Origin of the sequence: Methanofollis ethanolicus (assembly GCF_001571385.1) — an archaeon.
Taxonomy (GTDB): Archaea; Halobacteriota; Methanomicrobia; order Methanomicrobiales; family Methanofollaceae; genus Methanofollis; species Methanofollis ethanolicus.
Genome location: NZ_BCNW01000001.1, coordinates 881,619 through 906,322 on the forward strand (window position 1 = coordinate 881,619; position 24,704 = coordinate 906,322).

27 protein-coding genes and 1 pseudogene are annotated in these 24,704 nt (G+C 60.8%); 11 read left to right on the top strand and 17 right to left on the bottom strand.

Annotated features, from left to right (window positions below):
* Positions 1-49: 49 nt before the first annotated feature.
* Together MEFOE_RS04405 and MEFOE_RS04410 are read right to left on the bottom strand one after the other, a co-directional pair.
* Positions 50-229 carry a hypothetical protein gene (locus tag MEFOE_RS04405; protein WP_067048860.1) on the bottom strand — a complete coding sequence of 60 codons (180 nt, stop codon included), beginning with the start codon at positions 227-229 and terminating at the stop codon, positions 50-52.
* Positions 216-1,403 carry an ORC1-type DNA replication protein gene (locus tag MEFOE_RS04410; protein WP_067048863.1) on the bottom strand — a complete coding sequence of 396 codons (1,188 nt, stop codon included), beginning with the start codon at positions 1,401-1,403 and terminating at the stop codon, positions 216-218. The genes MEFOE_RS04405 and MEFOE_RS04410 overlap by 14 nt, the downstream gene beginning before the upstream one ends.
* Positions 1,404-1,699: 296 nt before the next feature.
* On the opposite strand from MEFOE_RS04410, the pseudogene MEFOE_RS14750 reads away from it, so the two are divergent.
* A pseudogene (locus MEFOE_RS14750) lies at positions 1,700-1,786 on the top strand (RNA-binding domain-containing protein); the annotation flags it as partial.
* Between the two features lie 4 nt (positions 1,787-1,790).
* Here MEFOE_RS14750 and MEFOE_RS14365 read toward each other — a convergent pair.
* Positions 1,791-2,306 (bottom strand): hypothetical protein, encoded by a 516-nt coding sequence (locus MEFOE_RS14365; protein ID WP_067048866.1) that lies wholly within the window; start codon positions 2,304-2,306, stop codon positions 1,791-1,793.
* 73 nt (positions 2,307-2,379) lie between these two features.
* On the opposite strand from MEFOE_RS14365, the gene MEFOE_RS04420 reads away from it, so the two are divergent.
* The gene (locus tag MEFOE_RS04420) at positions 2,380-3,018 is read left to right on the top strand and encodes an ATP-binding protein (protein ID WP_067048869.1); all 639 of its coding nucleotides are present in this window, start codon (positions 2,380-2,382) and stop codon (positions 3,016-3,018) included.
* 351 nt (positions 3,019-3,369) lie between these two features.
* Here MEFOE_RS04420 and MEFOE_RS04425 read toward each other — a convergent pair whose 3' ends face one another.
* Positions 3,370-3,615 (bottom strand): hypothetical protein, encoded by a 246-nt coding sequence (locus MEFOE_RS04425; protein WP_067052964.1) that lies wholly within the window; start codon positions 3,613-3,615, stop codon positions 3,370-3,372.
* A 110-nt stretch (positions 3,616-3,725) separates the two neighbouring features.
* Between MEFOE_RS04425 and MEFOE_RS04430 the strand changes: the two genes are divergently transcribed.
* The 3 genes from MEFOE_RS04430 (at position 3,726) to MEFOE_RS04440 (ending at position 7,896) form a co-directional block, all read left to right on the top strand.
* Positions 3,726-4,229 (top strand): hypothetical protein, encoded by a 504-nt coding sequence (locus tag MEFOE_RS04430; protein WP_067048872.1) that lies wholly within the window; start codon positions 3,726-3,728, stop codon positions 4,227-4,229.
* Between the two features lie 250 nt (positions 4,230-4,479).
* A complete protein-coding gene (locus MEFOE_RS04435) occupies positions 4,480-7,617 on the top strand; it encodes a DUF3427 domain-containing protein (RefSeq protein WP_067048876.1) in 3,138 nt (1,045 codons plus the stop codon).
* A gap of 81 nt (positions 7,618-7,698) precedes the next feature.
* Positions 7,699-7,896, top strand: a complete 198-nt coding sequence (locus tag MEFOE_RS04440) for a hypothetical protein (protein WP_067048879.1) — start codon at positions 7,699-7,701, stop codon at positions 7,894-7,896.
* Between the two features lie 7 nt (positions 7,897-7,903).
* On the opposite strand, the gene MEFOE_RS04445 is transcribed toward MEFOE_RS04440, so the two are convergent.
* From MEFOE_RS04445 to MEFOE_RS04465, 5 genes are all read right to left on the bottom strand, one after another.
* Entirely contained in the window at positions 7,904-8,347 is a 444-nt protein-coding gene (locus tag MEFOE_RS04445) for a PPC domain-containing DNA-binding protein (RefSeq protein WP_067048882.1), read from the bottom strand.
* Between the two features lie 70 nt (positions 8,348-8,417).
* Positions 8,418-9,014: a DUF4956 domain-containing protein gene (locus MEFOE_RS04450; protein ID WP_067048885.1), complete on the bottom strand. Its 597-nt coding sequence runs from the start codon at positions 9,012-9,014 to the stop codon at positions 8,418-8,420.
* Complete coding sequence (locus MEFOE_RS04455; RefSeq protein ID WP_067048888.1) at positions 9,008-9,805, bottom strand: polyphosphate polymerase domain-containing protein; 798 nt, start codon at positions 9,803-9,805, stop codon at positions 9,008-9,010. The genes MEFOE_RS04450 and MEFOE_RS04455 overlap by 7 nt, the downstream gene beginning before the upstream one ends.
* A 1-nt stretch (position 9,806) precedes the next feature.
* Entirely contained in the window at positions 9,807-11,354 is a 1,548-nt protein-coding gene (locus MEFOE_RS04460; protein ID WP_067048891.1) for a CotH kinase family protein, read from the bottom strand.
* Between the two features lie 31 nt (positions 11,355-11,385).
* Positions 11,386-11,799, bottom strand: coding sequence for a hypothetical protein (locus MEFOE_RS04465; protein WP_067048894.1), 414 nt, complete (start codon positions 11,797-11,799; stop codon positions 11,386-11,388).
* A gap of 356 nt (positions 11,800-12,155) precedes the next feature.
* Between MEFOE_RS04465 and MEFOE_RS04470 the strand changes: the two genes are divergently transcribed.
* Complete coding sequence (locus tag MEFOE_RS04470) at positions 12,156-12,440, top strand: hypothetical protein (protein ID WP_067048897.1); 285 nt, start codon at positions 12,156-12,158, stop codon at positions 12,438-12,440.
* A 42-nt stretch (positions 12,441-12,482) separates the two neighbouring features.
* Here the strand turns inward: MEFOE_RS04470 and MEFOE_RS04475 are convergent, their stop codons facing one another.
* The 3 genes from MEFOE_RS04475 to MEFOE_RS13955 all read right to left on the bottom strand — a co-directional run bounded on the left by MEFOE_RS04475 (position 12,483) and on the right by MEFOE_RS13955 (position 14,023).
* Positions 12,483-12,692, bottom strand: coding sequence for a TOBE domain-containing protein (locus tag MEFOE_RS04475; protein WP_067048900.1), 210 nt, complete (start codon positions 12,690-12,692; stop codon positions 12,483-12,485).
* Positions 12,693-12,942: 250 nt separating this feature from the next.
* Positions 12,943-13,713: a TrmB family transcriptional regulator gene (locus MEFOE_RS04480; protein ID WP_160329489.1), complete on the bottom strand. Its 771-nt coding sequence runs from the start codon at positions 13,711-13,713 to the stop codon at positions 12,943-12,945.
* Positions 13,706-14,023 (bottom strand): hypothetical protein, encoded by a 318-nt coding sequence (locus MEFOE_RS13955; RefSeq protein WP_067048906.1) that lies wholly within the window; start codon positions 14,021-14,023, stop codon positions 13,706-13,708. The genes MEFOE_RS04480 and MEFOE_RS13955 overlap by 8 nt, the downstream gene beginning before the upstream one ends.
* A 75-nt stretch (positions 14,024-14,098) precedes the next feature.
* Here MEFOE_RS13955 and MEFOE_RS04490 point away from each other — a divergent pair, with 75 nt between their 5' ends.
* From MEFOE_RS04490 to dnaK, 4 genes are all read left to right on the top strand, one after another.
* The gene (locus tag MEFOE_RS04490) at positions 14,099-15,280 is read left to right on the top strand and encodes an MFS transporter (RefSeq protein ID WP_268872611.1); all 1,182 of its coding nucleotides are present in this window, start codon (positions 14,099-14,101) and stop codon (positions 15,278-15,280) included.
* Positions 15,281-15,510: 230 nt separating this feature from the next.
* The gene (locus MEFOE_RS04495; protein WP_067048911.1) at positions 15,511-16,638 is read left to right on the top strand and encodes a hypothetical protein; all 1,128 of its coding nucleotides are present in this window, start codon (positions 15,511-15,513) and stop codon (positions 16,636-16,638) included.
* Between the two features lie 58 nt (positions 16,639-16,696).
* Positions 16,697-17,356: a phosphoribosyltransferase gene (locus MEFOE_RS04500; protein ID WP_067048914.1), complete on the top strand. Its 660-nt coding sequence runs from the start codon at positions 16,697-16,699 to the stop codon at positions 17,354-17,356.
* A 54-nt stretch (positions 17,357-17,410) separates the two neighbouring features.
* Positions 17,411-19,234 (top strand): molecular chaperone DnaK, encoded by a 1,824-nt coding sequence (gene dnaK / locus MEFOE_RS04505; RefSeq protein WP_067048917.1) that lies wholly within the window; start codon positions 17,411-17,413, stop codon positions 19,232-19,234.
* 8 nt (positions 19,235-19,242) lie between these two features.
* Here dnaK and MEFOE_RS04510 read toward each other — a convergent pair whose 3' ends face one another.
* Positions 19,243-20,022 (bottom strand): 4Fe-4S binding protein, encoded by a 780-nt coding sequence (locus MEFOE_RS04510; protein WP_067048920.1) that lies wholly within the window; start codon positions 20,020-20,022, stop codon positions 19,243-19,245.
* 99 nt (positions 20,023-20,121) lie between these two features.
* On the opposite strand from MEFOE_RS04510, the gene MEFOE_RS04515 reads away from it, so the two are divergent.
* On the top strand, positions 20,122-21,357 hold the full coding sequence (locus tag MEFOE_RS04515; protein ID WP_067048924.1) for an MFS transporter: 1,236 nt from the start codon (positions 20,122-20,124) through the stop codon (positions 21,355-21,357).
* 944 nt (positions 21,358-22,301) lie between these two features.
* Here the strand turns inward: MEFOE_RS04515 and MEFOE_RS04520 are convergent.
* The 4 genes from MEFOE_RS04520 to ruvC all read right to left on the bottom strand — a co-directional run bounded on the left by MEFOE_RS04520 (position 22,302) and on the right by ruvC (position 24,701).
* Positions 22,302-22,580: a peptidylprolyl isomerase gene (locus MEFOE_RS04520; protein WP_067048927.1), complete on the bottom strand. Its 279-nt coding sequence runs from the start codon at positions 22,578-22,580 to the stop codon at positions 22,302-22,304.
* Positions 22,581-22,648: 68 nt separating this feature from the next.
* Positions 22,649-23,635, bottom strand: a complete 987-nt coding sequence (gene ruvB, locus MEFOE_RS04525) for a Holliday junction branch migration DNA helicase RuvB (protein WP_067048930.1) — start codon at positions 23,633-23,635, stop codon at positions 22,649-22,651.
* Positions 23,636-23,640: 5 nt separating this feature from the next.
* Positions 23,641-24,228, bottom strand: a complete 588-nt coding sequence (gene ruvA, locus MEFOE_RS04530) for a Holliday junction branch migration protein RuvA (protein WP_067048932.1) — start codon at positions 24,226-24,228, stop codon at positions 23,641-23,643.
* Positions 24,225-24,701: a crossover junction endodeoxyribonuclease RuvC gene (gene ruvC / locus MEFOE_RS04535; protein ID WP_067048935.1), complete on the bottom strand. Its 477-nt coding sequence runs from the start codon at positions 24,699-24,701 to the stop codon at positions 24,225-24,227. Before ruvC ends, ruvA begins: the two co-directional genes overlap by 4 nt.
* Positions 24,702-24,704: the final 3 nt, after the last annotated feature.

The following is a 24,704-nucleotide window of genomic DNA, read 5'->3' on the forward strand; positions in this document are numbered from 1 at the left end:
GGGGATGAATATTCCATGGAGGTTTTAAACCACTCCTGCCTGCTCTCCCTCACTTCTTCCGGTACACATTCACCCCGATCTTCACCTCCTCCCTCCCCGGCACCGACACATTTCCATCGGTCGAGGCGATCGTGATCGACTTCCCTGACTTCGACGCCCCAAACTCCTTTGAGAGATCGACCGTGATCACCAGCCTATCCCCCTCCACCTTCATCTCAACATTTTTCATCGTCGCACACTCCTGCGGGAATGTTCACCGGCACGCCCGATGAACCTGCCGGGACCGGTATCACCTCCTCCACCCCGTCCCTCACCTCGATCACCCGCGTCCTCCCCTTCCCCTGCCGCACCGCGAGGTCCACGAGGCGCAGGTGCTCCAACTTCTTCAGCCTCTCGTGGAAGGTCGTGTAACTCGTCCGCCCCCCTGCGCAGACCCGTTCGTACGCCATCCCCGCCGTCACCGGCCCGCCTCCCTCCCTCTCCAGGGCGAGGACGACGTCGAGTACCGCCCTCTCCCCGGCCGTGAGCGCCCGCACCGCCATCGCCACATGCAGGTGCCGGGAGACGGCAAAGGCCGCGAGCACGTCCCCGGTCGTCACCACGGTCCTCGCCTCCCTCTCGGCCGCCAGGGCCGCCCGCCGGATCATGTCGAGCCCCACCCGCAGGTCGCCGCAGGCGTCTGTCCGCTCCACCAGGAGGTCGAGGACCGCGGGCGGCACGACGCCCGGGTACAGCCCGGCCCGGATCCGGTCGGCGAGGATGCCCCGCACCTCCGCCGCCGCGTACGGGGGGAAAAGGATCTCCGAGGCCTGGAGCACCGAGCGGGTGGCCGGGTCGAGGGTGCGGGCGAGGTCGGTCTCCGGGGCGGAGAGGGTGAGGACCACGCCGGTCCGCACGCCCGGCCAGGCCTCGTGCATCCTGAGGAGGGGGGCGAGCACCTGGTTCAGCACGCCGTCAGGGATGAGTTCGTTGGCGTCGTCCAGGCAGACGACCAGGACCGCTCCCCTCTCCGCGAGGGCGTGAGCGATCCCGGCCATCAGCCGCGTGGTCGAGACCCCGGACGGCGGCGGCAGGTGGCCGACGAGGGCGAGGAAGATCCGGGAGAAGACGGCGTACTCTGTCTTCTCGGTCTGGCAGGAGACGAGCACCGGCACCACCGTCTGCGTCGTCTCCTCCACCTCGGCAAAGATCCGGCGGACCGCGGTGGTCTTGCCGGTGCCGGGGATGCCGCGGAGCACGGTGTTCAGGGGGCTGGCGCCGTAGGAGAGGGTGGGCCGCAGGGCGAAGGTGAGGTCCTCGACCTGGGCGTCGCGGTAGAGGAAGGCCTCGGGGAGGTGGGTGATCTCGAAGAGGTCGGGGTCGCGGAAGAGGGTCTGGTCGCTCATGAGGGGGGCGTGTGTCATGAGGGATCCATACGGAAGGAAATATAAAAGGGGGAGTCGGGCGGGGCGTGAAAGTGAAGGGGGCCCTCACCCCCTACCTGCCCACGACGAAGACAGGGGCGCTACGTGGACCCCACGTCCGCACACTATAAATTGGAGCATGCACCACCCCAGAAGAGCGATGAAATCTCTCTGCCAGATCCGGGAACGCAGCAGTGTCCTCGCCTCCGCCGTGCGGTCCGGGGGCGAGGCCCACGGATAACCTCGCCTCCCTCCTCGCCCGCTTCGAAGGGCGGCGGGTCGACTTCAAGGAAGAAGTGAGCGACACCTTCTACAAACTTCTCTCCGCCTTCGCCAACACCGCCGGCGGCACCGCCGTTATTGGCGTCAGGGACAGCGACCACGCCGTCACCGGCATCGATCTGCGGAACAACGCCCAGAAAAAAACTCGCAGACAGCATCAGCAGCAGGATCGGCATCCGCCCGGTCATCGAGACCCACGAGGTCGACGGCAAAAATATCCTCACTGTCACCGTCGAGCAGAGCAGCACCCCCGTCGCCTGTGACGGACGGTATTACACCCGCGTCGGCGACACCACCCGCGAGATGCTCCCCGACGAACTGCGGGTCTACTTCCAGCAGAGCATTGAATGGGACGGCGTCCCCGGCACGTTCGACCCCGATGAGATCGACGGGGAGAGCGTCAGGCGGTTTCTCGCCCTCGCCCACAAGGCCGGCCGCCTCACGGCCATCGACCCGGACGAGCCGGTCGATGCCGTCCTCCGCCGCCTCGGCCTCGTCAGGGACGGACGCATCACCAACGGCGCCGTCGTCCTCTTCGGCAAGGATCCGCAGACATATTTCCCGAACACCATCCTCAGGATCGGGAGGTTCAGGCGGGCCGACATCATCATCGGCGACCACGAGATCAGGGGCAATCTCTTCGCCCAGTTCGAGGAGGCTGAGAGGATCATCAAGAACTACATCGGCGTCCGCTATGACATCTCAGAGGAGGCGATGCAGGAGTCCTTCCAGAGGAAGGAGGTCTGGGAATATCCTCTCCCGGCGATCAGAGAGGCCCTGCGAGAGCGCCCTCATCCACCGGGACTACTTCAACAACACCGTCCAGACCCAGGTCAGGATCTTCGACGATGCTATCCGCTTCCGCAACGCCGGTCGCCTCCCGGAGGGCGTCACCATCGAGATGATCCTCAGGGAACATTCTTCCTATCTCCGCAACCCGATGGTCGCCGACATCTTCTACCGTGCCGGACTCGTGGAGCGCTACGGGTCGGGGATCGAACGGATCATCAGGGCCTTCGGCGATGCTGGCGCCCCGATCCCCACGTTCTCCAGCACGCCCCTCGGTTTCACCATCGACATGCACACAGATACCCTGACAGACGATGCCCTGCTGGAGATGGGGCTCGGCGAAAGACAGATCGCGGCAGTTCATTACCTCAAAGAGCACGGCACCATCACCAACAGCCAGTACCAGGACCTCAGCGGTGTTTCGGCCACCACTGCCCTCAAAGAACTGAAAGCCCTGGCCGAAGTCGGTATTCTTGAGCGCAGAAGCCCCTCAAAGAAAAAGACGCACTATGTGCTGAAGCAGGGATCGGCATCAGATGTATGACCTGGACATACATGAGGGGACGATGTATGACAGTGTGTGACATGTGGATACAATCGCGATGATCTGATGAAAAGAACGTCTCTTATCCTCTGGACAGATATCCAACTTTCCAGGGGTGTGGATAGTGTGTGGATATCGTATGGACCCTGACCGGTGACGGATAGACAACGACGCGGAGAGGGGTCGTCTCTGATCCAGGATCTCCATCACAGAGCATGTCCTTGAACAGCGGGGCATCCACTCTGTCCTGTTCAGGGGGACGGAGGGATCAGCCTGACGGGTGCGTGATGATCTCCGGGATCTGATCGCAAGGAACCTCTCGCCGGCACGGTTGGGACGAGCCGCCCCTTGTCACCCCCACCCGATCACCTTCACCACCACGGCAACGATCCCGCCGACCACCCCCCCGGCCCCGGCGGCGATCTGCCTCTCCCTCTTCTCCTCGCCTGCCGCCTCGCTCCGCCACCCTTCGAGGGCGCGGAGACGGCCCTCCATCTCCGCGTCCCTCTCCTTCATCTCGGCCAGGGTGCGGCAGATCCATTTCACGTCCCTGTTCGTCTCGACGATCTTCTCCCGCAGTTCCCGCTCCCCGGCCATCAGCATCTCTCACAGGATGATCGCGGTTAAGGCAGATTAATATTACTTATGGTAATACTGCTCCTCAGCCTGCGACGGACCCGGGACCTCCAGGCAGGAGACAAGAAAAAATGGCAGATTTTACCCTGTCCACCACGAACAAGACGTCGGTGCGGAAACTGACCGTGCCGATCGCCGATGCCGCCACTTTCAACGGCATCATCGAGAATGTCCTGACGAACAACCCCTGGGGCTGCACGCCCTGGGAGGGAGCGGGCGAGTCCCACGACCCGGTCGAGAAGGCCGGCGAGGCCTACACGGCGCGGGTCATGTACGAGAACGCCCTCGGCCGCGTCGTCGGCACCGCCGCCGCACGCGCCCCCACTCTCGCCGGGTTCACCGCGGCGAAGGCCGAGGTCCTCGGGAACACCGCCCTGGAGACCGCCATCGGCGGCTCCGCGGTCGCGGACCCGGACAGCGAGGCGTACGCCTGCCGCCTCCGTTGCCACGCGGCAAACGGCGAGGTGTACTCCGTCGCCTTCACCCGCACCTCCGTGCGGGTCTCGTCCTACGAGGACGACGCCCTCCTCGCGGCGGTCGAGGCCTGGGCCGATGGGGTGCCGGCGCTGGGGTGAGAAAGGGAGGGGGGGCGATCCCCTCCTCCTGTTTTCATCCTCTGTTCTCTGTTTTCCCGTGTGCATCCCCTCAGCTGTGCCTCTCACGATTGCCCTCTCTTCATCTTCACCCCCCAAACCCTCATCTATTCCTCTCACTTTCAGGCTTGAGTGTGGGATTTTTAGGCAAAAAAGAATCTAATCGGTGTTGAAAATAATTTTCACGGATTAAATTCCATAATTGTTTTAATGATCTCTAATAATTCTATGTATGGAAGTTATTTCTGGCATCTATGAGCAACTCATCAACGAATACGTTAACTCTCACATTACATTGCTCAATAAAGAGGGGAAATCTGCATACAAAGATACAATTACTCACTATGACCCTCAGGCAATTCTCTCTCGATATCTTCATACAATTCTCTTGAAAGCCCTTCAGACCGCAGATGAAAAGTCCGTTCCCCTTGAAAACCAAGTTGTGTTGTGCAATGAGATCATACAGCACATCGCCTGCACAATAAAAGACCCTACTCTCGAACAGTGCAAAATTACAGACGACGCAGAGATCCTTCTTGCGATCCTGAAAAATGACCGCCATAGTGCAGAAAAAGATATCAAAAAACTTCGTCCTCTAACGTCCATTGCACATAGTAGTTTATTCACAGGCTCTCCCTATGAACCGAGTCTCGTGGACGAATTGAGAAGAGAAATCACGTCCTCAGATCGGATCGATCTTCTTATCTCTTTTATTAAATGGAGTGGGATACGCCTTATCATCGACGAATTAAGGGAGTTTGTGAAAGAAGGACGATTACGAATAATAACCACATCATACACCGGTGCAACCGATCTCAAAGCAATCGAAGTCCTCTCCAAACTCCCCAATACGACGATTAAAATATCGTATGATACCGACAGGACACGATTACACGCAAAAACCTATACATTCCAGAGAAAAAATGGTTTTTCAACATCCTACATCGGATCCTCGAACCTTTCAAATCCTGCCATAACAAGCGGTCTGGAATGGAATGTCAAGGTAACAGAGCAGGACTCCTTTGACATCCTCAGAAAGATCGATGCAACATTTGAGTCCTACTGGAATGATCCTGAATTCATCGAATATAGTGCTGATGGGAAAGAAGAATTACGTCGTGCTCTTTCGAAAGAAAAGCGTGCTGATATCGAAATTATCCCGATTTTTGATATCAAACCCTATTACTACCAAAAAGAGATCCTCGAAACGTTGAGAGCAGAGCGATCATTACACGGCAACACCCGAAATCTGATCGTTGCTGCTACAGGAACAGGAAAAACCGTTATCTCAGCATTTGACTATAAGGGACTTGTCTCAACATTTGGAAAGTATCCTCGACTTCTTTTTGTTGTCCATAGAGAGGAGATACTCAAGCAGAGTCTCAACGTCTTCAGGGGCATTCTCAAAGATCCCAACTTCGGAGATCTCATGGTCGGCGGGAACGAACCCTCTCAATTAGACCATTTGTTTACTTCAATTCAGAGTTTCAATAGTAGAAACTTGCCCGAATTCACCTCTCCAGACTACTATGATATGATCATTGTCGATGAGTTTCATCATGCTGCTGCACCATCATATCAGAAGGTACTGTCATACTACACTCCAAAGATCCTGCTCGGTCTGACGGCAACCCCCGAACGCATGGATGGCCTTGACATCCTTCAATACTTTAACGGAAAAATTACCGCTGAGATCAGGTTGCCTGAAGCGATCAATCGTAAATTGCTTGCTCCCTTCCATTACTTCGGTGTTACTGATGTCGTCGACCTCGAAGATCTCCCGTGGAAACGAGGGACATATGATCCTGTGGAACTCTCTCACCTATTCACAGGAAACCGAGAACGAGTGGAACAGATCATACAAGCCGTACAAAACTACACAACCGACATTCATGATATAATTGGGCTTGGATTCTGCGTATCTATTGATCATGCTGAGTTCATGGCAGAATCTTTTACTGAGGCAGGTATCCCTTCAGAGTGTCTGCATACCAAGATCTCACGAGAGGATCGCTTCTCCGTTCAAAAAAGATTGATATCTCGTCAGATTTATTTCATCTTTGTCGTTGACCTCTATAATGAGGGTATTGATATCCCTGAGGTGAACACGATCCTCTTCTTACGTCCTACAGAGAGTCTCACCGTTTTTCTCCAACAACTTGGACGGGGACTTCGCCTCTCTGAGGGGAAAGAGTGCTTGACAGTTCTTGATTTTGTGGGGAGACACAACAAAAAATACCAGTTTGGGGATAAATTTGCCGCACTCCTCTCTTCAGGGGCGAGGTCACTATATGAGCAGGTCTCTACCGATTCCTATGATCTCCCGAAGGGGTGCCATATCCACCTTGAGAAAGTGGCTCAACAGAATGTGCTTGAGAACATAAAGGCAAATCTCACAAACAGATCCTTGCTTCTTGAGAAAATTCGATCATTTGAAGAAGAAACCGGGAAAAAATTGACCTTCAAAGATTTCTTGTGTCACTCCTCATTACGGCCCCTTGATATCTATCGCAAGGGGACTTTTTCGTCTTTGGCTGCTGAAGCAGGTGTCTATCCCTCCATCTATGCAACAGATGATCTTTTCACTCAAAACGCGGCATTGAGGTTAGCATCTATTGATTCACCAAAAGTCATTCAGTTCATCAGATCGTTCTTGGTAGACCCTGACCTCTTTACGTGTGATAGTCTCTCCGAGACGGAGAGACGTATGCTCACCCTCTTCTATTACTCTTTGTATGAGGCGCCTCTCCCGTCCAGAGATCTCGCTATTCATGATATGTTCTCTCCTCTTTTCGAGAAGGAGAAAATACGGGACGAGATCTGCGATCTTTTAGACTATACTTCTGAACATCTCGATTTTATACCCGAGGATGTGGACATCGGTTTTGAGAGTCCTCTCGAACTCCATTGCAGGTACACGCGGGACCAGATATTTGCGGCATTGGGTCACTACACCCTGACCGAGAAACCTGCGAAAGGGAGTCGGGAAGGGGTACTGTATCTTGCTGACAAGAATGTCGATGTCTTTCTTATCACCCTGAATAAGACCGAAGAACTCTACTCGCCGACAACGATGTACAAGGATTACGCGGTGAATGAAGATTTGTTCCACTGGCAGTCTCAGAGCACGACGTCTGAGTCGTCAGGAACAGGTCAGAGATATATCGAGCATGAACGTCGAGGGAGTAAGGTTCTTCTTTTTGTCCGCGAGTTCAAAAAAATTGGGAGTGTTACTCAACCGTATATGTTCCTCGGAACTGCTCGCTATGTCTCCCATGAGGGAAGTCGGCCGATGAGTATTCTCTGGAGACTGGATCATGCCCTGCCGTCACGTCTCTTTGTGAAGGCGAATAAAATGTTGATTGGATAATACTCCGGCCTTCAGGAACTCTCTCCCCACTTTCACCCCGCCCCCGAAACCCTCATCCCCTCCCCCTCCCCTCCCTCCTTCATGCCGGACGAAACCCCAACCCCAAAAAAGTCCCTCGACAGACCCGAGGTCGGCGAGTACAAAGGCAACCCCATCCTGAGCATCCCGGTGGGGAAGAGCGGCCGCCCCTTCAGCTTCGGCTACCAGAAGGCGAAGGCGATCCTCCTCTCCGTCGAGGAGATCCGGGCCTTCGTCAGATCGGTCGAGGAAAAGGAGTAAGCAGTCCTCACCCTCCCCCGAAGACCGGGAGGTGCACGCCCGTCCGGGCGTCGGGCGCCCTCTCTGCCGCCATCCCGACGAACTCGACGACCACCGCCTCCACGACGAGGTAGACCGCCGCACGCTCCCGGAGACACCCCGCCCGCGTCGCCTCGCCCCTCCCGGCCGCGACATGGAGGTGGAGGGCCGGACCCCCCTCGCCGGGGTAGACCGTGCCCGTGCCGACGACCTCCCAGCCGCCGGCGACCCTCTCCACGTGGGGGACCGGCGGGAAGACCGGCCTCTCCGGCCCCGTCACGATCCTGCCGTCTTTCAACGCCCCGAGCACCTGGACCATGCCGCAGGCGATCTCTTTCTCCCCGACAAAGCGGGTGAGTTCCGCGAGGACGTCCTCGCCGTCGTCGATCCGCAGGGAGAAGACCCGGCCCACCCTGCCTTCGGTGTACTGCATGGCAGGGCATCGGCCTGAAGGGGGATGAAGGTGCCGTACGGCAGGATGACTCCCCCTGCCTCCTCCCCTCTCACTCCTTGACCCGCGGACACGGCGTGTAATACACGCTGATATCAGCCGTATCGCGGAGAAAATTGATCGTCTCGACCTCGCACCTGACAATGTTCAGCCCTGTCCGCTTTCTGAGGTCCGCGATCAACTCGTCCCGGCGGTCGGCCCGCACCAGTTCGATCTTTTCATAGACGATCTTTTTCCTGCCGAGTTCGGGACGGAACCCCCGGCCCCTCTCCAGGGCCCAGATGATGAGGATGATCACGACGTCCGAGAGGAGCAACTGCCCGTATGCACCCGTCCTGAGCAGGATCGAGTTCAGGACCGGCAGGGCCACCATCAGGAACAGGTAGGTCATCTCGCGTATCGGCACCGTCTCCGTCCGGTAGCGCAGCACCGAGAAAAGGGCGAAGAGACCGAAACCCGCCCCGATCGAGATCTCCACGCTCGTGAACAGCCCCATGATGAAATAGATCACGGTGTTGAAGGCCAGGAACGTGAAGATGTAGGTGTGCTCGCCGTTTCTCGGGTAATAGATGTACCTGACGATGACGTAGGCGAAGAGCAGGTTGACCAGAGACCCGGCGATATACAGCACGTCGCTTTCGCTCAGCATACGGCCTCCCCCTCCGCCGAGAGTCTCTCCAGGAAGAGCAGGTTCTCTTTGAACCTGTTGTGCTTCAGTGCGGGATAGAGGAGCGCCACCCCGATGCAGTACTTCGAGAAGGCCGATGCGCGGACCCCCGCCCTCCTGAAGGCGTCCCTCGCCGGCGACCCGTGCAGGGCCCGGTCGTGCTTGATCTCTCCCACAACGACATACGGGTACGACCGGGTCTCCTTCGCATTGCCGAACGAGAGGTTCAGGTCGAAGGTGATCCGCTCCCCGAAGTCCCTGGAGACCAGGGTGACCCGGTCATACGCCGTCGCCAGAACGAGATGGAATGCCCCGGCGTCGGAGGGCAGCACATCGTTCAGGAACGCACTCGGGTCGGGTCCGGAGAGGTCGGGCAGACCGTCCGTTTCCAGACGCTTCTTGACCGTCCTCCCGGTGTTCTTCTTTTTCTTGACCTCCAGGAACGTCATGCCCGACGAAAGGTAGCGCCTGAACCGCAGTTTGTAGCGGTTGGCCTTGCCGTTGTGGTGCTGGAGATAGGTCAGGAAGGCGTCGGTGTCATAGTACTGCGTCTCGTACCTCCCCATCCCCGACCCCTCGACCGTCAGCACCCGGTGCGACGCCCTGAGATCGGCGAGGACCGCCGCGCACTGCTCGACCGTCATCAGGAATTTTGTCTCGGTCCTGGCGAGGAGTTGCGCCTCCGAGTCTTTGAGTTCGTCGAGCGTGATCGGGTCAAACCCCTCCAGTCTTGCGGCGAGGCCGCGAGCACTATCATCATGGGACTGCATCATGTCAGGACACCCCCGTCGTGTTTGATCCCTGTTCTGTCGAGAGAAACGCCATGACGGCGTCGTGCCGGCTGTACGCCTGCTCGATGAGCGCTTCCACCGACGTGTCGAAAGCCGCCCGGTCCCTGAGATTGGTATATCCTTCTTCCTCGCCGTCCGCTCCGACGACGTACGGCGCGATCAGGTCGTGGTACGTCTGGTAGGTCTCTGCCATCTTCGACGGTTCGAAGGCAGTCGAGACCGTTTCGTCGAGGGCGTCCAGGTACATATCGTAGTAGACCGGGTCATCCATCAGGTACCTGATGAGCGGCCAGTCGTCGCCGACCTCGGTCAGCCCGAGGGAGAGCGCCCGTCCCATGCCGCCGCCGTCGAAGGGCTGCATCCCGCCCGGCCCCATCTGTGTCCCGTTGACCGCCGGCGCTCCGCCGTTGAAGCCTCCCTGACCCCTCGGCGTCCCGTTCATTGCCGTCGTTCCGGTGGGGAGGGCCTCGTTGTTGTCCCACGGTATCCAGGTGATCGTGCCGTCGGCCGGGTCGGTGTAGAGGTAGACATTTTTGCACTGGTTCCCGTAGATGTCCCAGTTCTGGATGACAGTGCTCACCGCGAGCCAGCGGACGAACGTATCGACATCGAAGACGCTTTCGAGTTCTTCTCTCCACGCTCCGGGGTCCGTCGTCCGGGTCTCCGCGTTGAGGACGGCATACAGTTCTTCCACATCGCTCCAGTTCTCCTCTTTCTCGTTCGTCTTCTTCTCGAAGCACGTTGTATCGAAGGTTCCCCCGGCGAATGTCGCCCCAGTCCCTTCAGGCTTGTACACGTTCCCGGAATCGTCGCCGAATTGCGTCTCGATCAGGGTGTCCTCGACGCTCTCGATCAGCGTGTACAGGCCGACGTACACCGGCCCCTCGCCGTAGTCGACGTAGACCCGGTAGAACGCCGTTGCAGGAGCGACGACCCCGGCGTCGTCGAAGATCTCCGGGACGACCCTGTCCCGCAGGAGCGAGTCGTCGTTGTAGCCGTTTTTCAGGTTCAGTTCGTCGAACCCGTAGAACCGCTGGTTCTTGATCGCCGTGTTTTCGTCCTCGAAGTGGTCGAAGTCGAGTTTGAACGAGAGCTTGTAGGACCCGTCCTGCCACGTCCGCAGGAGTGTGGACTGCCCTTTGAACCTGACCCCGACATCCGTCCACTCCAAGCCGTCGAAGGTGAGGTCTGCGCCGACCCAGACGGGATCGAAGTCGAAATCGCCGCCTCCCGCTCCCCTGTTCGTTTTCCCGCCGAGTGTCCCGCACTGATCGGTCATGTCGTCGAGCATCGTCTGCCAGTTTTCCGGCGAGATCTCCAGGGTGATCGTGTTCACCGTATCCTCCGGGAATACGACCGAATAGTTCGGTTCGACATCGTCTCCATGTGTTTCTTCGGTCCAGTCCGCGGACCTGCCCGAAGCGGCATCGTCGGCACTCCCCGCGGAGACGCATCCGCAGGTCAGGAGACAGCACCCGCAGGCCAGCACGCAGAGTGCCAGCGTAAAAAAATGGTTTGTCCTGCCTGTCATTGTCCTTCCCGTATCTCTTCCCGGTCGCCCCTCACCCGCGTGCGGGCGTCGCCGGTGGGGTGCCGTCCGGTGCGGTGCCGTTCGGCGGCGTGCCTCCGCCCTGCGGATTCCCGAGTGCTTCCCGAAGGTCTTCGACGGTCACGCCGAGTCTGGACGCCGCCGCCTCGAAGTCGATCCGCCCGCCTTCGCCGGTCCCGAGCGCTTCCTGGAGTTCTTCCTCGGTGACGCCCAGGGTCGCGGCGGCCGATGCGAGGTCAGGGCCTCCCGGCATTCCATTCCGGGGTGTTGCGCCCTCTGGAATCCCCGGCGTCCCGGCGGCCGATACTCCCTGGTCCCCGCCGGTGTCGTCGACTGTGGTGCACCCGCCGATCAGGGTGCAGACCACGACACCCGCCAGGACGAGGGCAAAAATCACGCGCTGGTATGCTTTCTTTTTTTCCGTCATCTCTCACTCTCCCGGAGAGACTTCCCGGAGTGTCTCCGGTGCCTTCTCCGGCGCTATGATTCCATTCGGCCTTCGGGCAGATATATTTCTGAAATGCCTTTTTTCCCTCGGTTTCACGATCTCGTTCATTGATTGAACCGGGCGGTGAGGGGTATCGTCCCCCGGGTGCACAGGGGTCACGGTCGTTCGGCAGGTGCATGCGGGGGGCGGTCGTCCCCGCGGCACGTCAGGGAAGGATCGTCCTCTACCCTGCCCCCGGCGATATCTTGTTATCGTCCGGGGGTCCACACAGAGTACTGGAGTCCCGCGTCGCTCTCCCTCCAGGGTGCCGGGGAAACTGCACTGGAACATGCACCATGTCTCTTTCGCCTTCCGACCCGATCCCCCCGTACCCGCACTGGCAGCGGACGACCTATCGCCTCTCCCGCCCGGTGACCGGAGAGGACGTCGCCGCGTTCGTCCAGGACCAGGACCTCTACTGCCGGGAAACGGCGGCGGGCGAGATCTCGATCGTCCACAAATTCGGCATCGCCGAGATCCACTGCGTCGTCGGCGAACGGGCGATTGAGGTCTGGTTCGCCCCGGAGAAAAGCAGCGCCGCGCTGGCGTATGTCGACGCCCTCCTGAGCACGCGGTTCTGACCGCCGTGCGGGCAAAAAAGAGGCCGGGTGCAGTCCCGGCGGTCAGTCCTTCCCGATCGTGACCTCGGAGGCCTTGATCAGGGCATAGACCTCGGACCCTTCCCTCAGGTTCATCTTCTCGGCCGAGTAGGTCGTGATGACCGAGACGATCTCCGCCCCTCCGGCGATGGCGACGGTCACCTCCGTGTTCACAGGCCCTTTCTTGAGCATCTTGATGGTGCCTTTCAACTGGTTTCTCGAACTGACTTCCATACTGTCACCAGACACTGTTAGGACCAGGGAGTACGAATCCTTTTCCGTTTTTTCGACCCCGTCCCGCCTGTTGCAACCGGGGCGGGGGAAAGTCGTTTGCAGACCCCGCCGCGACGGTGATCGTCGGCGAGTGCTCTGTCGGGTATCAGGTGCAGAAGACGCCGTCGAGCCTGTTTGCCCCGGCAAAGGGAAGGCCGAAGCAGCGGGGTACCGCGAGAATATCAACCTCTCGACCCCGATCTGGTACCCGTCACGCCCCCGTATGCACCCTGTTGACCGGCTGGATCTCCTGCACGATCTTTCGCGACAGATACCCGGCGTACATATCCGGGTATATGAAGATCCCCGTCACCCTCCCGTTTTCCTCCATGACCGAGAGAGACCCCCGGCTGTCGGCCATCAGGAACATTTTCATCGAGGGCCCGGTGTATTCTCCCTCTTCATGATGAAAGAGGGACGTCTCGATATCGTTCCCCCCCGCATAGGATTTTATCGGCGCAAACCCGGCGAGTTCTTTCCTTCCGACAACAAGGTACACACAAACCCGTTTTGCCGCGCGTGCACTGTCGCACCCGTATCTGGCGAGAAATTCTTCGTCATTGCAGAGCAGGACGATCTCCGATTTCGCCCGGCGCAGCATCATCCGGATCTGGTTGTCCCGGGTCCATTCTGTACAGAGTTTATAGCCCTGCATAACCGGTTCCGGCGTTTCGGTCTCCATGGCCTTCAGGCGCCGGTACACTTCCTCGAGCGACGTCACGGACTCCCGTTTCAACCGTTCGAACGTCTCGATACCATCGACGGGCGAGTAGCGGACCGGCGACCTGCCGGAAGAAACGACAAACCCTTTCTGGGCCAGAGAAGTAAGCGTTTCATAGATCCTGCCGCGGGGGATCTTCGTCTGTTCGTGAAGTTCACGAGCGCTCGCCACCCGCAACGCCGACAGGACCACATACACCTTCGCCTCGTATTCACTCATCCCGATCCCTTTCAGTTGCAGACGTAACGAATCGTCAATCATAGTATCGGCCCCCCTTTCCGGTCCCATCGTCGAACGATTTTCTTCCCGGAGAATGACAGAGGAAAAGTATCGTGAACGTGAAATCGGATTCTATAAAACCGCACATCTGATCGTGCGAGACGGCAATGCCTGTGATATCCCTGTATATCTGGATCATGACGACTCGAGATGGTTGCTCCGGGCCCGGCCCTCGCGCGGGGTCGCCCCCGGAAAGCAGAGACGGCGTCGGCAGAGGGACTGCGCCAGGTGAATATGCCGGTTCTTCAGGTATCACACTGGCAGCTACTGCGTGCAGGAGCATTTCCTTCATATTTTGACACCGACAACCTGATAGAGCATGTTTCCAAGACCGTTTACACCAACGAAATGGACATTTCTTTTTCTCATGCTCGCAGCCATGCTGATACTCATGGGCGGGGCGGCCATTGCGCCAGCGCTGCCTCTCATCAGCGAGGCGTTTCCCGATGCGTCGGACGCCGCCGTCGCCCTGATCGTCACGCTCCCCGCGCTTGCAATCGCCCTCACCGGCGTTTTCATCGGCGCTCTCTCGGATAGAATCGGCAAAATCCCGGTCCTTGTCGCTTCCGTTGCGATCTTCACCATTGCGGGGAGTTCGGGATTTTATCTCACCTCCCTGTACGCGATACTGGTCGGCAGATTCATTCTCGGGATCGGCATCGCCGGTATCACCTGCACGACATCCTCTCTGATCGTCTGCTATTACGAGGGAGCGACCCGCACCAGAGTTCTCGGCTATCAGGCGGCCGCAATGGGTATCGGGGTCTTGATCCTTGAAGTGAGCGGGGGATTACTCGCCGGTATTTCCTGGCGTGCGGCTTTCCTGATCTACCTGGTCGGCGTTGTCATTCTCGCAGGCGTTCTTCTCACGATGAAAGAACCCGTTCTTCCGAGCATTGGAAGGAACACGGTGGCGTCCGATGAAAAGTTCCCGGTCGCGCCCCTTCTCGCAGGATATAGTACTCTGTTTCTCGGGAGTATGCTCTTCTTCCTGATGCCGATAAAGTTCCCGTACTTCATTGCAGGTATGGATGCAGCACGAGTCCTGGGCGAGAACACCGCGCTTACCAGCGGGGTGTTTCTGGGGATCATGGGCTGTGCCGCATCTTTCATGGGTCTCTTTTATGGGAGACTTGCCTGGAGATTCCACCGGTACACGATCCTCGCGCTTACGTTTCTCCTCTTTGGCATCGGGTACTGCAGTCTCGGCCTGGCCACGTCGCTTGCCGCCGTCGCGTTCGCGGTGATCTGTATCGGTTTTGGCAACGGTATTCTGATGCCGACGATCCTGACCTGGATCGCCGCGGTCACGCCGAGACAGTTTCTCGGCAGGGCAAGCGGCGGGTTCTCGGTGGCCCTGAACATCGGCCAGTTCGCTTCCACTCTCGCCATAGCGTCGGTCACCGCCATTGCCGTGACATACGGCAATCTCTTCCTCATGTTCGGATGCGTGGCGTTCGTGCTCGCCCTGCCGTATCTTCTCGCGATGATCCGGGCGAAGCACGCTCTTCCGCAGGCGGTCAAGAGCGGGAAAGTCGCAAACGATTGAACTGTCCTGACACGGTGATGGAGCACCGGTTCGGTTTCGGTCTCCCTGATCCCACCATTTTTGTGCTATGGATTGTACCACGACGCAGAGCCACAGGAGATGAACCCGGTGAACTCACCTTCAGACGTGCGGCGTTCCACGCGGTTTTCCATCAGGATCGTCACCGGCGAAAACAAAATTGATACCTCTATATATCGGCAATTATATCGTGACTCCTGAGGTGATCGCTCATGCTCTATTACGCGCAGGGAGATGCGATTGTAACCAGAAATGAATTCTATGAGAAACTGGACTCCGGTGAGTTGACCGAATTTTACAAAGACCTCTCGCTGAAAAAAAGCACGCGGTCCATCCGCTTCTCCACGGGGGACCTCACGGCGGAAAACGCGGTTGCGCCCGGCCGACCCGCAACAGGTGAGATCGTTCCGTTCCAGTCGATCGGGATGGGAAAACCTCTTTCCATCATGATCAGGGAGGTCTACACCGGCAGGTACCCGAAAAAAATCTTTGGAGATCAGTCGGACATGCTCGTGACCTCGGCTGTCAGGAGTCCCTTCACCTACGACGCCAGACCTCGCGCCATGAATTACCTGACGGGGGGCATCTCCCGGAAAAAACGCCTGTCCCGCCCTTCGGCCTCAGATATCGGCACTCCCGTCGTCTTTTACTCCCCCGCTCTCGTCGAACCGTCCCTGACTCTTGACCTGACTATCGTCTTCGACGACTTCCCGAAAGCGGTCTTCGAGAAGTTCGGGGTTTTGATGAGCACGGCGGCGGCGATCCCGGTGTTCCTGCCGTACTCCACCTATCTGTTTTCAGCCGGCGTGGTCACGAACCTGATCGGATCTGCGGGAGAGATGGCATTCGACCGCAACCCCGAATTTTCTGCATCCGAGCCCCTCGATATCTGGCTGCCCGGAAGTGTCCCGGCCCCTTCGGGTTTCGCCCTGATCTCGGATGAAAACGTCGACCGCTACGACGAGACCTTTTTGACGGAGTATCATGTCGACGGAAGGGGCCGGGTCGTCGATATGGCGGGCAAACCCTATGCCGGCGACGTCCCCTATATCGTTGTCAGCCTCGACGGTACGCCCCACGACGAACTCTCCGCCTTTGCACCGACCGCGGCGAGTGCGGCTGTTCTCTCCCGGTTTTTCGGCATCGCCGACAGACAGACCGAATCGTTCGAACTCCTGGCCGAGGGGATCAAACTCTACAACGACTACACCTGCCGCAAAAAGGTGGACGAACTCGACGCGACGATCGCCTCTCTCCCCGCGGGCGAAGAGAAAGAGGCTCTTGTGAAAAAAAAGGAGGCTCTGGCGAAAAACATCCTCACCGATCTGCTCAAGACATAGGTCCCGCCGCCGGCACCCTCCCCCACCTTTTATATCCCCCGGCCCCCTGGGGGGAGAGATGATCCCCGCGACCTTCCGCTGCGAAATGGTCGGGTGGGAGAGGGCCGCCCGCCTCTCCCGCCTCCTCGCCGAAAAGATCAAAGCCTCGGGTTACCGCCCGGACGTGGTGGTCGCCATCGGCCGGGGCGGGTACGTCCCGGCCCGCATCGTCTGCGACTCCCTCCTCATCGGCGCCATGACAGGCATCACGATCAAGCACTGGGGGCCCGGCGCCGAAAAAAAGGAGGAGGCAGTGATCCGCTACCCCCTCGCCGCCGACGTCGCGGGCCTCGCCGTCCTGATCGTCGACGACGTCACCGACACCGGGGAGACCCTCAGCCTCGCGACCGGATACGTGGAAGGATTTTCGCCCCGCGAGGTCAGGACCGCCGTCCTCCACCACAAACGCACCTCCGCCGTCCTGCCCGACTACTACGCGGGGTACGTCGGCGACTGGCGGTGGGTGACCTATCCCTGGGCGGCGCACGAGGACCTGGTCGGCTTCGCCGGGAAGGTCCTGCCCGAAAGGCCTGCCACGCTTGCGGAGGTCGCCGCCGCACTGGAGGAGCGCTACGATATCCGGGCCGGTGCAGAAGAACTCGTCGCCGCCCTCGCCGACCTGGTCGCCCTCGGCGAGGCCGTGCAGGAGGGCCCCCTGTATCGGCGGGCGTCTCCCTGATCAGCAACCCTTATCTGCCGCGGGCGCACCTGCCCATCATCACGGGGGAGAGAGATGACGAAGGAGAAGATCATCGGGATAGATCTCGGGACATCGAACAGCCAGGCGGCGGTGATGGTCGGCGGAAAACCGGCGATCGTGCCGTCCGCGGAAGGGGCGACCTATGCGGGCAAGATGTTCCCGTCGTACGTCGCCTTCACGAAGGAGGGGCAGATGCTCGTCGGCGAACCGGCGCGGCGGCAGGTCGTCACCAATCCCGAGGGCACGGTGATGGCGGCGAAGAGGAAGATGGGGACAGACCACGTCTACCGCATCAGGGGGAAGGAGTACACGCCCCAGCAGGTCTCCGCTTTCCTCCTCCAGAAGATCAAGCGTGACGCCGAGGCATTCCTGGGCGAGAAGGTCGCGAAGGCCGTGATCACCGTCCCGGCCTACTTCAACGACAACCAGAGGACGGCGACGAAGGACGCGGGCACCATCGCAGGCCTCGAGGTGGTGCGCCTCATCAACGAACCCACCGCCGCCGCCATGGCCTACGGCCTGGACCGCGGGGGCGAGCAGAAGATCCTGGTCTTCGACTTCGGCGGCGGCACCCTGGACGTCACGGTGATGGAGTTCGGCGAGGGGACGTTTCGGGTGCTCGCCACCGCGGGCGACACGGCCCTCGGCGGCACAGACATGGACGCCGCCGTCGTCGACTGGATCGCGGAGGAGTTCAGGAAGCAGGAGGGCATCGACCTCAGGAAGGACCCGACCGCGCTCCAGCGCCTGCGGGAGGCGGCCGAGAAGGCGAAGATCGAACTCTCGAACGTGCAGGAGGCCGAGATCAACCTCCCGTTCATCTCCGGCGGCCCCGACGGCCCGAAACACCTGGTGATGAAGATCGGCCGGGCGACACTCGAGCACCTGGTCTCGCCCATCATCGAGAGGTGCGCCGCCCCCTTCGAGCAGGCGCTCAGCGATGCGAAAGTCTCGAAAGAGGAGATCGGGAAGGTGATCCTGGTCGGCGGGCCGACGCGGATGCCCGCCGTCCAGCGCTTCGTCGAGGAGCGCACCGGCAGGAAACCGGAGAGGGGCGTCGACCCGATGGAGTGCGTCGCCATCGGCGCGGCTATCCAGGGGGCGATCCTGGGCGGCGAGATCACCGACATGGTCCTCCTGGACGTCACGCCCCTCACGCTGGGCATCGAGACTCTCGGCCGGGTCAGGACCGCCCTGATCCCGCGGAACACCACCATCCCGACGCGGGCGAAGCAGGTCTTCACGACCGCCGCCGACCTCCAGACCTCGGTGACGATCAACGTCCTCCAGGGGGAGAGGCCGATGGCGCCGGACAACACGAGTCTCGGCCAGTTCAACCTGGTCGGCATCGTGCCGGCGCCGCGGGGCGTCCCGCAGGTCGAGGTCAGTTTCGACATCGACGCCTCGGGGATCCTGAATGTCTCGGCGAAGGACCTCGGCACCGGAAGAGAGCAGAAGATGACGGTCACCGCCCCGACGAAACTCTCCGGGTCCGAGGTGGACAGGATGGTGAAGGAGGCGGAGACGTTCGAGGACGAGGACAGGAGGAGGGTCGAGGAGGCGCAGACGCGGAACGAGGCCGACTCCCTCGTCTATGCGGCGGAGAAGACCCTCGCCGATCTCGGCGAGAAGATGGGGGCCGACCAGAAGGAGAGGGTGGCGGCGGCGGTCGCCGACCTGAAGGGCGCCCTTGCCGGGAAGGAGATGGACGCGGTGAAGGCGGCGACCGAGAGGCTCAGGGCCGTCCTCCAGGAGGCCGGGACGACGATCTACCAGGCCGCGGCAGCGGCGCCGTCGGGTGGCGGCGAGCAGGTCTATGACGCCGAGTACAGGGTGAAGGACGAGAAAAAGCCCTGAAGGAGGAGTCACCGCCGGGAGTAGCGGAGGGCCCCATCCACCGGGCAGACCTCGGCGCACCTGCCGCACATGTAGCACTCGGCCTTCAGGTCTCCCTCTTTCGCCTCGTCGACCGGGCAGGCGCGCTCGCACTTCCCGCACGCGATGCAGAGGTCTGTCCGCCTGAACCTGTACTGCGCCTTCGCCGCGGCGAGGGCGAGCACCACCCCGTACGGACAGATGAGGCGGCAGAAAGGCCTGTACACCGCGACGGCGAGGAGCATCAGGGCGGCGAAGACGAAGAAGGAGACAGAGGCGACGTTCAGGAGGAAGAAGTCCTGGAGCCCGAGAAGGCCGAGGACATTGACGGAGAAGACGACGCCTGCAATGAGGATGACGGCGAGCACCGCAAAACGGACGGCCATCGTCTCCGTCTTCCTGGTGCGTCCGACCCGTGCGTGGCCCGCGAGGGAGAGGATCTCCTGGACGGCGCCGATAGGGCAGAGGTGCCCGCAGAAGGTCCTGCCACCGGCAAGGGCCGCGACAAAGAAGACGGAGAGGCCGCCGAGGATGACAGGAAGGAGATCTCCGAGAATCGTGTTGTCGCCGGCGATGACAAGTTGAAGTTGGTACGGCGCCATGGGGGCGAAGGCCACGAAACCGAGGAGGGCGGCGACGACGAGCAGGGGCAGTCCCCTCCTCCGCATCATCCGCCCGCTGCGCCAGAGGAGCACGAGGGTCGGTGCAAGGAGAAGGGCATAGACAAATCCGAAGATGGGGAGTATGGAAAGAATGGCGGTAAGGTCCATGATTCCATTTTACACCTGCCGTTATATGTATATAGCCCACGAAGGGGTGGGATAGGTTGTTAGGGCATCAAGGTACATTCTCCTGTATCCTGGTGACAAATGGTGGCGCAGCAGACCGTACAGGGCCGGAGATGGCCCTCCCTTATCACGTACCTCTCAGTCGTCGGGTTCTTCGCGATTTTCTCCACGACCATCTCGAAGAACCCGGTGCTCCCCCTCTTCTCCAGCGCCCTCGGCGCGGACGAGGCGATGATCGGCCTCATCGCCGCCGTCTCCCCCGCAGCCGGCATCCTCTTCTCCTTCCCTGTCGGGGTGATGGCCGACCGCATCGGGCCAAAGCGTCTCCTCACCGCGTCGGGGCTCGTCTTCCTCTCCGCCCCCCTGCTGTACCTCCTGGTCGCCGACCCGCTCTGGCTCGTGCCGGTGCGGTTCTTCCACGGCCTCGCGACCGCCATCCTCGGGCCTGTCGCCGCGATGATCATCTATTCCCGTTACCCTGATCGGAAGGGGGAGATGAGCGGCCTCTACTCCTCGGCCACCCTCGTCGGGAGGACGGCCGCCCCTCTCCTCGGCGGGATCGTCCTCTCGGCCTTTGCGGCGTCGACCGGTCTCCTCCCCTATCGCCTGGTCTATCTCGCCGCCTTCCTTGCCGCGGTCCCCGTCCTCCTCCTCGTACTCCGCATCGACGCCGGCCAGGAGGCGCCACCGGCCGCGGGCGGGGCCGTCTCCCTCCGCTCCTTCGGGGAGAGCCTCGCCTCCTTCGGGAAGAACCGTCTCCTCCTCTCGACGGCCCTCGTCGAGATGGCGACCTACTTCGCCTTCGGCATCTTCGAAACCTGGCTCCCCCTGTACCTCGTCGCAGCCGGGACGCCTGCGTACCTTATCGGCCTCCTCTTCGCCCTCCAGGTCCTCGCGATCGCCCTCTCCAAACCTTTCTTCGGGGCGGTCTCCGACAGGACAGGGCGGCGGACGCAGATCGTGCTCGGCCTCCTCGCCGTCGCCGCCTGTATCGCCGCCGTCCCCCTCACCGCCGCGGCGCCAGTCGTGACCGCGGTCGTCGTCGGCTTCGGTCTTGCAATCTCTCTCGTCACCGTCTCGACAGGGGCGTATGTCGCCGACATCGCGACGCGGCAGGAACTCGGCGCCTCTGTCGGCGCCTTCAGTTCGATCATGGACATCGGCCACGCCTCCGGCCCCCTGGTCGCGGGCATCGTCATCGGGAGCGCCGGCTATGCCGCGGGATTCTTCGCCCCCGCCCTCCTCGCCGTCGCCGTCGCTCTCCTCTTCGTCGTGGCCGGGCGGCGGGAGAGGGGCGGGGCGGTCGAGGGGCGGTGAAATATATCGGCTTTTCGTGAGGGCTCCGGCGGACACTACGGGGGAAGGTGGTTTATCGGCGGCCTCTGCCGGGGGGTTTCACTCGGAAATCAAAGATTTTCTCAAGGTCGCTATCGCTCCCTCCCTCCGCCCTCGAAGACTTTGTCTTCTCATGCTCGCTAACGCTCGCACCCCTCATCATCAGGATAGGGTGGGATGGGTATTTCCCTCCTCGGGATCTCTGGTCTGTCTTCCCCGGCCCTATCTTAGATCGGGGGTCTGGGGGCGTCAGTCCCCCAGTCCAGGGTGTGGGGAAGGCGGTTGATCGGCGTCCTGCGCCGGGGGACTACGCCCCCGGTCCCCCGACCTACGATTGGCCCCGGGAAGAGCGAACAGGATTCTATTCGAAGGAAGGGGATTGCCGGATCTCCGCTATTGCGATAGGAAGAGGGCACTCTCCCCATCAGTATCTCCGTTCTCTCTTCCCCGGCTCTATCCTGAGCGGGGGTCTGGGGGCGTAGTCCCCCAGCCTGGATTATGGGGAAGGCGGTGGATCGGCATTCCCCCAGCACCCGTAGGAGATAGACAGCGGGCCCCCCGTCTCTCTATGGTATCTGAGAAATACAATCGACCCGGAAACGAACGACTCGCCCGAACCGCACACACGAAAAAAAGGGCTCTGTAGAAATCCTCCTCCATCGGTTGATAGTGCGTGCTGATCCTCTGCCTTCCCCTTCCCATTCGCCGGGGGACTTTTGCCCCCGGACCCCCGCGCGAGGATTGGTCCCGGGAAGAAAGGGTCGGAGTCCTGGAGGAGGAGGAGGCCATCCCTGCCCCTATCGTAATGGCAGGGGGTATGGGGGGCGGCAGCCCCCCGGGACCAGGCACGTCTGAACAGAATTTTTTCCCCTATCACGTCAGGAAGTACTTTCACGCAAGGGTTTCTACAGAGCCAAAAAAAAAGATTATTTCCTGCCGTTGAGGCGGATGACATGCCAGCCGAACTGGGTCTTCACCGGGCCGACGACCTCTCCTTCCTTCGCCGCGAAACAGGCCTTCTCGAAGGGCGGGACCATCTGCCCCTTCCCGAACCAGCCGAGTTTCCCGCCTTCTTTCCCTGACGGGCAGGACGAATGCTTCCGTGCCAGAGCCTCGAAGTCCTCGCCCGACCGTATCCGCTCGATCAGTTCCTGTGCCTCTGCCATGCTCCCGACAAGGATGTGGGACGCGTTGCACTGTACCATGGAGAAAAGGTGTGACCTCTCTCTATATCAAGGGGATGAGTCTCCCCTCTCCGTCCGTGCGGACCGTTTCAGGCGGCGTCGAGGTGCCGCCGCGCCGCCCCGGTCGTCTCCCGGCCCTGCGGCGTCCGCTTGACAAACCCGATCCTGATCAGATACGGCTCGTAGACCTCCTCGACAGTCCGCACCTCCTCGCCGACCGAGATGGCGATCGTCTTCACGCCCACCGGCCCGCCGCCGAAATCGTCCGCGATCACCGAGAGGATCCGCCGGTCAAGGTCGTCAAGGCCCAGACGGTCGATGCCGAGCATGGTCAGGGCGCGGTCCGCCGTCTCCCCGTCGATGCGACCGTCGCCCTTCACCAGGGCAAAGTCCCGCACGCGCTTGAGGAGGCGGTTGGCGATCCTCGGCGTCCCGCGGCTCCGCTGTGCGATCTCACGCGCCCCCTCCGGGGTGATCGGCGTCTGCATGATCGCAGCGCTTCGCTCCACGATCCTGACCAGGTCGTCGACCTCATAGAGAGTGAGACGGAAGATGAAACCGAACCTGTCCCTGAGAGGAGACCCGAGCATCCCGACCTTCGTCGTCGCCCCCACCAGGGTGAAGGCTTCAAGCGGGAGCGGGACCGATCGTGCGCCCGGCCCCTCGCCGATCATCACGTCGATGCAGGAGTCCTCCATCGCCGGGTAGAGGATCTCCTCGACCACCGGGTTCAAGCGATGGATCTCGTCGATGAAGAGGACGTCGCCGCGTGAAAGCGCCGTCAACTGTGCGGCAAGGTCACCGGGCCTCTCCAGCACCGGCCCGGAGGTGCTCCTGATCCCGGCCCCCATCTCGTGTGCGATGATCTGGGCGAGCGTCGTCTTCCCGAGCCCCGGAGGGCCGGAGAAGAGGACGTGGTCGAGGGACTCCCCGCGCTTTTTTGCGGCGGCGATGGCGATGGAGAGGGCCTCTTTGATCTGCGGCTGACCTACGAACTCGTCGAAGCGCGCCGGCCTGATGGCGGCGTCGTCGGGCTCTTCGCTGAGGGCGGCGGGGGAAGGGATGCGTTCCTTCATGGTGCTCAGCGCTCCCGGAGGCAGGCAAGTGCGGCGCGGATCAGGCCCTGCACAGTCGGATCAGGCAGGCCTGGCAGGACCGCGTCGACCGCCTCCTCTGCCTCTTGCGGCGAAAACCCGAGCGATATGAGGGCGCTCGCCGCGTCTGAGGCCTCGGCAGAGCGCCTGCCGAGGGAGAGGGTATCCGCACACGTCTTCATCTTTTCTTTCAACTCAAGGATCAGGCGTTTCGCGCTCTTCTGCCCGATCCCGGGGATCCGGGTGAGCGTCTTCTCGTCGTCGTCGAGGATTGCAAGGGCGAACTCCTCGAACGAGATCCCGGAGAGGATGTTCATGGCGTTCTTGGGACCGATGCCTGCGACCCCGATCAGGACCGTGAAGAGTTCCAGCTCACGCTGCTGGAGAAAGCCGAAGAGCTGGATCTCGTCGTCGCGGACCACCATGTGGGTATAGACCCTGACGCGGCCCTGCGCCTGCTTGAGGTCCTCCAGCGCCGGCCTGGTCACCTGCACCCTGTACCCGACGCCGCCGACCTCGATCACCACCCACCGGTCGCCGGTGGACGTCACTTCTCCAGAGAGGTGGGCTATCATCGTAATTGCACCATATTGATGTGGCAGAGGGCGATGGCGAGGCCGTCGGCGGCATCGTCGGGCTTCGGCACCTCCTCCAGGCGGAGAAGCCTGCGCATCATCTCCTGTACCTGATGTTTGTCGGCACGCCCTGACCCGGTGACCGCCTGTTTGATCTGGTTGGGGGTGTACTCGGCGATCGGGATCCCGCGCTGCTCCGCGGCGAGGAGGAGGACGCCTCGCGCCTCGCTGACACGCATCGCCGTGGTGACGTTCCTGGAGAAGAACAGTTTTTCCAGGACGGCCCATGCGGGTTCGTACTCGTCGAAGAGGCCGCAGACTCTCTCGTAGACCTCAAGCAGCCGTTCCGAGGGTCTGCAGTCGCCGCCGGTCTCGATGCAGCCGAAGGTCAGCGGCGTCGGAAAGCGGCCGCCGGTGCTGAGGACGCCGTAGCCTGTTCTCCCAATTCCGGGGTCGATGCCGATGACGATCATGGT

Coding starts and splice junctions, on each gene's coding strand:
- MEFOE_RS04405 (WP_067048860.1), bottom strand. CDS start 229: ATGAAAAATGTTGAGATGAAGGTGGAGGGGGATAGGCTGGTGATCACG.
- MEFOE_RS04410 (WP_067048863.1), bottom strand. CDS start 1,403: ATGACACACGCCCCCCTCATGAGCGACCAGACCCTCTTCCGCGACCCC.
- MEFOE_RS04420 (WP_067048869.1), top strand. CDS start 2,380: ATGACATCTCAGAGGAGGCGATGCAGGAGTCCTTCCAGAGGAAGGAGG.
- MEFOE_RS04425 (WP_067052964.1), bottom strand. CDS start 3,615: ATGGCCGGGGAGCGGGAACTGCGGGAGAAGATCGTCGAGACGAACAGG.
- MEFOE_RS04430 (WP_067048872.1), top strand. CDS start 3,726: ATGGCAGATTTTACCCTGTCCACCACGAACAAGACGTCGGTGCGGAAA.
- MEFOE_RS04435 (WP_067048876.1), top strand. CDS start 4,480: ATGGAAGTTATTTCTGGCATCTATGAGCAACTCATCAACGAATACGTT.
- MEFOE_RS04440 (WP_067048879.1), top strand. CDS start 7,699: ATGCCGGACGAAACCCCAACCCCAAAAAAGTCCCTCGACAGACCCGAG.
- MEFOE_RS04445 (WP_067048882.1), bottom strand. CDS start 8,347: ATGCAGTACACCGAAGGCAGGGTGGGCCGGGTCTTCTCCCTGCGGATC.
- MEFOE_RS04450 (WP_067048885.1), bottom strand. CDS start 9,014: ATGCTGAGCGAAAGCGACGTGCTGTATATCGCCGGGTCTCTGGTCAAC.
- MEFOE_RS04455 (WP_067048888.1), bottom strand. CDS start 9,805: ATGATGCAGTCCCATGATGATAGTGCTCGCGGCCTCGCCGCAAGACTG.
- MEFOE_RS04460 (WP_067048891.1), bottom strand. CDS start 11,354: ATGACAGGCAGGACAAACCATTTTTTTACGCTGGCACTCTGCGTGCTG.
- MEFOE_RS04465 (WP_067048894.1), bottom strand. CDS start 11,799: ATGACGGAAAAAAAGAAAGCATACCAGCGCGTGATTTTTGCCCTCGTC.
- MEFOE_RS04470 (WP_067048897.1), top strand. CDS start 12,156: ATGTCTCTTTCGCCTTCCGACCCGATCCCCCCGTACCCGCACTGGCAG.
- MEFOE_RS04475 (WP_067048900.1), bottom strand. CDS start 12,692: ATGGAAGTCAGTTCGAGAAACCAGTTGAAAGGCACCATCAAGATGCTC.
- MEFOE_RS04480 (WP_160329489.1), bottom strand. CDS start 13,713: ATGATTGACGATTCGTTACGTCTGCAACTGAAAGGGATCGGGATGAGT.
- MEFOE_RS13955 (WP_067048906.1), bottom strand. CDS start 14,023: ATGAAGGAAATGCTCCTGCACGCAGTAGCTGCCAGTGTGATACCTGAA.
- MEFOE_RS04490 (WP_268872611.1), top strand. CDS start 14,099: ATGCTCGCAGCCATGCTGATACTCATGGGCGGGGCGGCCATTGCGCCA.
- MEFOE_RS04495 (WP_067048911.1), top strand. CDS start 15,511: ATGCTCTATTACGCGCAGGGAGATGCGATTGTAACCAGAAATGAATTC.
- MEFOE_RS04500 (WP_067048914.1), top strand. CDS start 16,697: ATGATCCCCGCGACCTTCCGCTGCGAAATGGTCGGGTGGGAGAGGGCC.
- dnaK (WP_067048917.1), top strand. CDS start 17,411: ATGACGAAGGAGAAGATCATCGGGATAGATCTCGGGACATCGAACAGC.
- MEFOE_RS04510 (WP_067048920.1), bottom strand. CDS start 20,022: ATGGACCTTACCGCCATTCTTTCCATACTCCCCATCTTCGGATTTGTC.
- MEFOE_RS04515 (WP_067048924.1), top strand. CDS start 20,122: ATGGTGGCGCAGCAGACCGTACAGGGCCGGAGATGGCCCTCCCTTATC.
- MEFOE_RS04520 (WP_067048927.1), bottom strand. CDS start 22,580: ATGGTACAGTGCAACGCGTCCCACATCCTTGTCGGGAGCATGGCAGAG.
- ruvB (WP_067048930.1), bottom strand. CDS start 23,635: ATGAAGGAACGCATCCCTTCCCCCGCCGCCCTCAGCGAAGAGCCCGAC.
- ruvA (WP_067048932.1), bottom strand. CDS start 24,228: ATGATAGCCCACCTCTCTGGAGAAGTGACGTCCACCGGCGACCGGTGG.
- ruvC (WP_067048935.1), bottom strand. CDS start 24,701: ATGATCGTCATCGGCATCGACCCCGGAATTGGGAGAACAGGCTACGGC.